Raw genomic sequence first — 7,869 nt, 5'->3', positions numbered from 1 at the left:
GGCCTGCTAGGTGTTGTTCGCGGAGGTACGGAAGTTCGGGGAAAGTCGCTGATCCAGACAGGTGGAGTACAACCTGCGCGGAGGGTGGAGGTTCGACACGGCCCTTCTCGGCCGGGGTACAACACTGGTCACGAAGCGGCAGAGGGCTCAGGAAGCTCCTCGCGCAACTGATCGAGGTACCGCCGGAGGAACGTGGCTCGACGATCGGCCTCCTCCTGTCCCGCCTCCGTCTTCATTGTCTCGGGCAGGCGCAGGAGCTTGGCGTAGACGTGGTCGAGCGTGTAGGTGTCGTCGTCGGGAACGCGGTGGTCACAGAAGGGATCGTCCGGGTCGTAAAGCGGCCGCTCCAGGGCCCCGCCCACGGCAAAGCACCGGGCGAGGCCAATGGCCCCAAGGGCGTCGAGCCGGTCCGCGTCCTGCACCACTTTCGCCTCAATCGTCTCGGGGGCCACGTCTCCCGAGTAGCTGTGGGCCGCAATGGCGTGCTTAATGTCTGGAATCCAGCGCTCGGGGTACCCCTCCTCGGTCAGGAAGTCCTGCGCCGCCTCCGCCGCGCGCCGGGACGCCTGGGCCCGGTCCGGGGCATCCTTCGGCAGCACGACGCAGTCGTGCAGCCACGCGGCAGGCACGACCACGTCCATCTGAGCATTTTCCGCCCGGGCGAGACGACGGGCGGTGGCCACCACGCGTTCGACGTGGGCACGGTCGTGGGCTGCGTCGGTGGCGGCGGCCTGCGCGTCGAGGAAATCCGCGAAGCGGTCCTCCCAGAGGGCCCAGGCATCGGTAGACGGAGGCATAGCGGAAACGACGATTCGGGGGAGATCAAAAAAAGCAGCCAGTATTCATGATGGCCGGGCGGCTCCGATGCCAGAACGCATCGGGCAGGCCATCCGTCCTTTTAACTGTGTCCTGCACGCGCTACGTTCCCCCGATTTATCCCCTGCTGCCATGAGCACGTCGCTGCACGTCACGCCCGTGCGGAGTGATGACGACTGGGCGAAAGCCCGCACCATTCGGAAGCAGGTTTTCATTGAAGAGCAGGACTGTCCCCCCGAGGAAGAGTGGGACGGGCTCGACAGCACGAGCCGGCACGTGCTGGGATGGATAGACGGACAGGCCGTAGCGACTGCCCGGTGGCGAACCGTTCCACACGACGAGGAAATCGTAGCCAAGCTGGAGCGGTTCGCCGTCCTACCAGCGCATCGAGGTCAGGGGTACGGCACCGCGCTGGTACGCCGGGTCATTGGGGACGCCCGGCGTGCGGGGTTCGACACGTTTCTCGTCCATGCCCAAGCCCATCTCGAAGACTGGTACGAAGGCTTCGGTTTCCGCTCGACTGGACGCACCTTCGAGGAGGTAGGCATCCCCCATGTCGAGATGGTGAAACAGGACCAAGCGTGAGGATCCGGCCCGGCGCGTCGACCTTTTCAGGCCGGACAGAGAAAACGAGCCCGCTCCCCCGGAGCTTACTCGTCGTAGAACCCGGCGGAGACGATCTTCGGATTGGCCTGAACGGTTACCTCCTTCAGGAGCGCGTTAACCTGATCCTTGACGGCCTGCTTCTTTCGTTTTTGAGTCATCTGCTTTCGGGCCTTAGCGGTCTCCATTGGCTTTCCGGGATTCGTCAGACGGATGACGTGGAAGCCGAATCGGGTGCGCACCGGCTTCGGGGCCACGTCGCCGGAGTCGGATAGCGCGAAGGCCGCCTTCGCGAAGGGATCGACCATTTTCTCTCGCGTGAAGAAGCCAAGATCACCGCCCCGCTTGGCGGACGGCCCCTCGCTGTGGCGTCGGGCCAGCGCGGAGAACTTGATCCCCTCCATCTTGGCGCTGTCAATAAGCGCTTTCGCCGCCTGTCGGGCCGAGTCCACCTTGGACTGCGGCGCGTTCTTCCCAACCTTGATCAGGATGTGCTGAGCGCGAATGCGGCGATTCTTCTTGCTGTAGGACTTAACCTCCTTCTCCGTCGGCTTTTCGAACTTCTGACGCATCTTCTGCCGTAGAGCCCGCTGCCGTAGCCGAGCGGCTAACAGGGAGCGAACCGAATCGACCGTCATGTTATTTTGCGCCAGCTGCCTGCGGAACTGCTTCTCGCTCTTGTACCGGCTCTTGAGCTTCTTGAGTCGTGCGGTCACCTTTTTGGGGTTGACCGAGAGGTCTCGGGCCTTCGCCTCTCCCTCCATTGCGTGCTGACGGGCAATGCTACGAACGAGCTTGCGGTGCGTCTTCTGCATTTGGTCACCCGAACGCTGACGGGGCGAGCGGCGTCGCATGGCCATCTTCATTCGTCGCTGGTAGCGCCGGGCCGACACGGTGTCGGTTCCGTGCTCGGACGACACGACGAGGGCTACGGTGGAATCCTCAAGGGACTCCCCGACCTGGTAGGGAACGCCCTCCACATTGGATGCCGATCCGCCATCCCCTCCACAGGCCGACACGGAAAGCCCAACGGCCAGCACGGAGAAGAGAGCATAGAGTGGAAATAGACGACTGGGACTGGGGGACATAAGGGTGGTGAGTTGAATGGAAGCGAGGACGGACGGATGCGTGTGCTGTGGAAGCGGCCGGACGCGTCAGATGCTCTCTCGCGACGTGCGCGGTGCCTCGAGCGGTTGCGACGATCCGGCCTCAGCGATCATCCTAGAATTTAACCAGTCCGTGCACGTTCCCCGCATGAGCATGTTTCTCGCGGGGGCTGCCCTTAGAAAAGCCCTTCGGGAGGCGGGGTTGAGTCTCCATGAACGCGAAACCAAGAGTCGTGCCTTGTGTATTACCAGTGTATTTCCCAAAGGAGCCGCGTTCGTCTAGCCTGGTCTAGGACGCCGGCCTCTCACGCCGGTAGCACGGGTTCAAATCCCGTACGCGGTACCATTCCTGATTTTTCGAGGCGCTGGCCTTCCTCCTCCCTCCCCCCAGGCCAGCGCCTCTTTTTATTTTCCATGGGTCCTGCCGTGCCCCATCCTGCCCTTCCCCGAGGCCCGGCCGTCGGAGCCCGGCGTGGTCCGGCATAGAAAAAGCGGCGATCCACGTCCGGACCGCCGCCGTGCAAGGGAAGGAAGCCGACCGATTTTATGGGCTATGCCGTCCCTTCTTCGTCCGAATCCTCCTCGGCGGCCATCTCTCCGTTGGGCTGGATCGACTTCAGGCCTTCCAGATTCTGCGGGTTCAGGACGCTGTCGACGATGCCGTAGTCCTGTGCCTCTTCCGCACTCATCCAGTAGTTGCGGTCGGCGTCGTCCTCGATCTTGTCGATGTCCTTCCCTGTGTGCAGGGCCAGGATTTCGTAGATCCGCTGCTTCAGCCACATGATCTCCTGGGCCTGTATCTCGATGTCGGAGGCCTGTCCCTCAGCCCCGCCCATCGGCTGGTGGATCATGACACGGGAGTTCGGGAGGCAGGCGCGGCTGTCGTCTTCGCCGGCCGCAAGCAGCACCGATCCCATCGAGGCCGCAACGCCGACGCAGATGGTGGACACGGGCGCTTCGACGTACTGCATCGTGTCGTAGACGCCGAGACCACTGTAGATGACGCCGCCCGGCGAATTGATGTAGAGGTTGATCGGCTTCTCGGAGCTCTCGCTGGCCAGGTACAAGAGTTGGGCCACCGTCAGATTGGCAATCTGATCGTTAATCGGCGTACCGATGAAGACGATCCGCTCCTTCAGCAAGCGACTGAAGATGTCATACGCACGCTCTCCTCGGGTCGTCTGTTCGACCACCATCGGGACGAGCCCCGACATCGGCTGGTCGCCCAGTCCGCCTTCGTGAATGCTGCCTGGAGTGGATGTCAGGCCCTTGCTAAACTTCTTAAAGTCGTCAACCATGGCGGCTGAAGTCGTTCCTTATCCATTTAGACTGTGATGTGCCAATCCCGAATGAGGGACGGTGGTTCCCCGTGGGAGCGGGGAGGAGGGAGGGCGTTACTACGGTGTGACGCTCTGGCGGGCCTGCTGCTGTGCCTGCATCTCCTCCTCGAACTCCTCCCGGCTCTTCTCTTCCAGGTCGAAGCGGTCGAGCAGAAGATCGTACACCTTGTCGCTCAGGATCTGTTGCTCGACCCGGTCCATCATTTGAGGCATCGAGCGGTAGAACTGCTCGATTTGCTGGGCGGACACCTCGTCGTCCCCCTCAGCCTGCTCGGCGAAGAACGTCTGGATGTCCTCGTCGGAGACCTCAATGTCTTCTTCCTCGATGATTTTGTCCCGAATCAGCATCCAGCGTCCTTGCTTCTCGGCGTCGCGGCGATTGCGCTGGCGAAAGTGCTCCTCGTCGAAGTCCTCGGGCAGCTCACCGTCGTTTTCTTCCCGCACCTGGTCGACGAAGGAGTCGAGGTACCCCTCGATGACCGACTCGGGGACGGGCACAGGGTGGAGCTCCAGCATCTTGTCGATGATCTCGCCCTGTACCATTTCGCGGGCCCGCTCGTCCCAGGCGTCCTGCAGGCGCTTCCGCACGTTCTCGCGGAAGGCATCGGGGTCTTCGAACTCGCCCTCGGAGACGCGGCGGACGAACTCTGCGTCGATGGGCGGTAGGTCGCGGCGCTTCACGTCGTTGACCGTGACCTCGTAGAGACGATCCTCCCCCCCACCGCCGTGCTCGTGGGAGTGTCCGGCCCGCTCGTGCTCGTGCGCCGGGTGCTCCTGGGGCAGCTCCACCCGGAAGGTATCTCCGGCCTTCTTGCCAAGGAGGGCCTCCCGGAGCTCCTCCTTCAGCCGTTCGTCGTCGAGGAAGAAGGTGAGGTCCTCATCCTTGTCCCCAATGATGGGCGTGTCGGTAGAGGGGTCGATGCGCTGGAGGTCGACGCTCACGTAGTCGGTTTCCCCGGCGGGTTCGTCTTCCATCGGAAGGAGATCAGCCTCCTCCGTGCGAAGGCGTTCGATCTCTTCCTCCACATCTTCGTCCGTCACCTCCGGGTCGAGCATCGAGAGTTGGACCGAGGAGAGGTCTTGCAGCTCCACCTCGGGCCGCGCACCAAACCGGATTGTGGCCTGGAGGTCACCGTCGAGCTCGTAGCTGAGATCCGTCAACGTCGGCTGGCCGAGCGGTTCAATTCCATCGCTGTCTTCGACTTCACGCTCGAACGCCTCCTGCACGTACTCCTGGGCGACCCTGTAGCCGATGGCTTCTCCGTGCCGCTTCTTTACAAGCCCGAGCGGGACCTTTCCCTTCCGGAAGCCCTGCACGTCCATGTTTTTCCGCTGCTCCTTCAAGGCCTCCTTGAGCTTCGGCTCCAGTTCGTCGGCCGTGGCGTGAATGTCCAGTTCGTACTCAACCGGAGAGGCCTTCGAGAGTGTGGTGTCCATGGGTACAAAAATCTTGCACTGAGACGACGAGCGGGACCACGAGCCCTCGGTCGAGAAAGGCAGGCTCGCAGAAACCCAGATGTTGTTCAAAACGGGCGGTCCCGAGAAAAGATCGGCCCTAAGGGCCTGCGCCCCGACTCTGATGCCGGAAACGTCGCAAATCCCGGGTGAAAAGCGAACGGGACTGTGCGTGCCGCCCAGAACGTCCCGAGTGGACGGAATGACGCCGCGGTCTTGCCTTTCGATCAGTGATAGGTGGCCCACCGGGCGATTTCGCGGAGGCTTGGCGTCTTGCCGTAGGAGAGAATGCCGACCCGGTAGATGCGCCCGGCAATCCAGATCGTGGCCACGAAGGCCATCACCAGGAGGCCGAACGAGACGGCCAGTTCCCAGACAGGAACCGTCGTGATGGCCGCCCGGAGCATCATGAGAATGGGCGAAAAGAAGGGAATGAGCGACAGCACCACCGCCGCCGTCGCGTTCGGGCTTTCCAGCACAAACGCGAGAAAAAGGATCGGGATGATGAGGGGCATCATGACTGGAATCAGCAGGCTCTGGGCATCCTGCTGCCGCTCGACGGCCGATCCGACGGCGGCGAAGAGGGAGGCATACAAGAGAAAACCGCCCAGGAAGAACAGGACGAACCAGACGACCAGTTCAACAGGAATCGTCGGGATGGTGACGCCAGCGGCTTCTGCGATGGCGTCGGGGGAGGCATCGGGGGAGACCTCAAGGGACGAGGGATCCAGGAAGAGGGCAAGAAGAGGTGCGGCGGCGGCCGCGCCTCCGGCCACGAACGTTCCCCAGATCAACATCTGCACGAGCCCCATGCTCCCGATCCCGAGCACCTTCCCCATCAAAAGCTCGAACGGGCGGACCGAAGACACAATGATCTCCACAACCCGACTGCTTTTCTCCTCGATGACGCCCTGCATCACGTACTGTCCGTAAATGAGGACCGCGATGTAGATAATGAACCCCATCGCGTAGCCGATTGCGGTGTAGGCGAGCGTGCGGTCCGCCTGGGCCCCATCGTCGCGAAGCGTGCGACGCTTCACGGAAACGTCCGACTCAATGATCGAGAGGACGTCTTCCGAGACGTTGGCCCCTTGGAGGCGTTGTGCCTGGACCACCTGGCTGACACGCTGCTCGATCTGGTACTTGTCGGTGAGGCCTCCCCCCTGGGCAGCGACGTAAGTCGCCCCTGCCGTTCCTTCGAGCAGCGAATCGGGGAGTAAGAGGTAACCGTCATACGTCCCCGCCCGAACGGCCGCTCGGACCGAGTCGACAGACTGATCCACGGGGCGGAAGGTGAGTTGATCGGTGCTGGCGGCCGAAAGAGAATCCTCCAGCCGGTCCGTCCGGTCGACAACAGCCACGGTCTGGTGACTGCCCTGCTCGGCCAGGTACCCGAGCAGAGCAGGGGCGACCGCAACAGCGACAAACCCGACGGGAACGAGGAGCGTCGCGAGAATGAAGGCCTTCGACCGTACGCGGCGCCAAAATTCACTGCGCGCAATGAGCCAAATTTTGTACAAGGATGTTTGCATCCTGAGGACGAAGGGGTCCAAAGGCACTCAAAAGACGGACGCGGTGAGCTACGCCGGGGCCACAGACTGCTGCAGGCGCTCGGCCTCCGCCTTGCCGACGACATCGACGAAGATTTCGTTCAGGGGCGGCTCGACCCGTTCGTAGTGGTATAGTTCGTCGGTACGGTCGAGGGCAATGTCCAGGACGGCCTGGGCATTGTCCTCGTCGATGAGAGTAAGCTCGGCGCGGTGGGCGCTTCGGGTGTTCACCCGCACGAGACCGGCCCCTTCCAGTTCATCGATGAACGTGTCGTCGCCGTCGAATTCCAGCACCAGCGTGTTGCGCCCGAACTGCTGCTTGATGGCGCGCAGGCGTCCCTGCAGCACTACCTCTCCGTTCGCCATGAGGCAAATGTCATCGCACAACTGCTCCACCTGTTCCATGCGGTGGGAGGCAAAGAGGAGGGTCCGGTCGTCGCGGCGCAGCTCCAGAATGATGTCCCGCAGAAGGTCGGCGTTGATGGGGTCGAGGCCGCTGAAGGGCTCGTCGAAGATAAGGAGGGACGGGTCGTGCAGCAGCGTGGCGATGAACTGGACCTTCTGTTGCATGCCCTTCGACAACTCGTCGGTTTTCATGTCGGCCCAGTCGGTGGCGTCGAAGCGGCCAAGCCAGTGGTCGGCTCGCTCCGAGGCCTCCGACCTCGAAAGGCCCTTGAGCGTGCCGAGGTAGACGAGTTGCTCCTTCACGCCGAGACGCTTGTAAAGCCCCGATTCCTCCGGCAGGTAGCCCATGCGCTGCTGACTCCAGGGCCCTACGGTCTGTCCGTCGTACCGGACCGAGCCGGAGTCGGGGACCGAGATGTGGGTGATCATCCGAATTGTGGAGGTCTTTCCGGCCCCGTTTGGGCCAAGGAGTCCGAGGATGCGTCCTGGCTCGGCCGAGAACGTGACGTCGTCCACCGCTAAAGTGTCGCCGTACCGCTTTGTCACGTTCGACACCTCAAGGTGCGCCATAAAGTTGCGGGCGTTTCTGAGCAG

7 protein-coding genes and 1 tRNA gene are annotated in these 7,869 nt (G+C 62.6%); 2 read left to right on the top strand and 6 right to left on the bottom strand.

Translation table 11 applies throughout. From position 1 onward, the window contains the following. Positions 1-128: 128 nt before the first annotated feature. The gene (locus ABEL04_RS06705; protein WP_375801614.1) at positions 129-797 is read right to left on the bottom strand and encodes an HD domain-containing protein; all 669 of its coding nucleotides are present in this window, start codon (positions 795-797) and stop codon (positions 129-131) included. 151 nt (positions 798-948) lie between these two features. Between ABEL04_RS06705 and ABEL04_RS06700 the strand changes: the two genes are divergently transcribed. Further along, positions 949-1,401, top strand: coding sequence for a GNAT family N-acetyltransferase (locus ABEL04_RS06700; RefSeq protein WP_375801613.1), 453 nt, complete (start codon positions 949-951; stop codon positions 1,399-1,401). Between the two features lie 65 nt (positions 1,402-1,466). On the opposite strand, the gene ABEL04_RS06695 is transcribed toward ABEL04_RS06700, so the two are convergent. Next, entirely contained in the window at positions 1,467-2,507 is a 1,041-nt protein-coding gene (locus ABEL04_RS06695; RefSeq protein ID WP_375801612.1) for a peptidylprolyl isomerase, read from the bottom strand. Between the two features lie 286 nt (positions 2,508-2,793). Between ABEL04_RS06695 and ABEL04_RS06690 the strand changes: the two genes are divergently transcribed. Next, a tRNA-Glu gene (locus tag ABEL04_RS06690) sits at positions 2,794-2,871 on the top strand. Positions 2,872-3,076: 205 nt separating this feature from the next. Here the strand turns inward: ABEL04_RS06690 and ABEL04_RS06685 are convergent. From ABEL04_RS06685 to ABEL04_RS06670, 4 genes are all read right to left on the bottom strand, one after another. Further along, positions 3,077-3,823, bottom strand: coding sequence for an ATP-dependent Clp protease proteolytic subunit (locus ABEL04_RS06685; RefSeq protein ID WP_375801611.1), 747 nt, complete (start codon positions 3,821-3,823; stop codon positions 3,077-3,079). Positions 3,824-3,922: 99 nt separating this feature from the next. After that, a complete protein-coding gene (gene tig / locus ABEL04_RS06680; protein WP_375801610.1) occupies positions 3,923-5,302 on the bottom strand; it encodes a trigger factor in 1,380 nt (459 codons plus the stop codon). Positions 5,303-5,547: 245 nt separating this feature from the next. Continuing rightward, complete coding sequence (locus ABEL04_RS06675; protein ID WP_375801609.1) at positions 5,548-6,852, bottom strand: ABC transporter permease; 1,305 nt, start codon at positions 6,850-6,852, stop codon at positions 5,548-5,550. Positions 6,853-6,900: 48 nt separating this feature from the next. After that, a complete protein-coding gene (locus tag ABEL04_RS06670; RefSeq protein ID WP_375801608.1) occupies positions 6,901-7,845 on the bottom strand; it encodes an ABC transporter ATP-binding protein in 945 nt (314 codons plus the stop codon). Positions 7,846-7,869: the final 24 nt, after the last annotated feature.

The sequence above is a fragment of the Salinibacter sp. genome (assembly GCF_042218895.1).
Lineage (GTDB): Bacteria > Bacteroidota > Rhodothermia > Rhodothermales > Salinibacteraceae > Salinibacter.
Note: the sequence above shows the minus strand (reverse complement) of the source record. Positions and strands in the feature narration are given on the sequence as shown.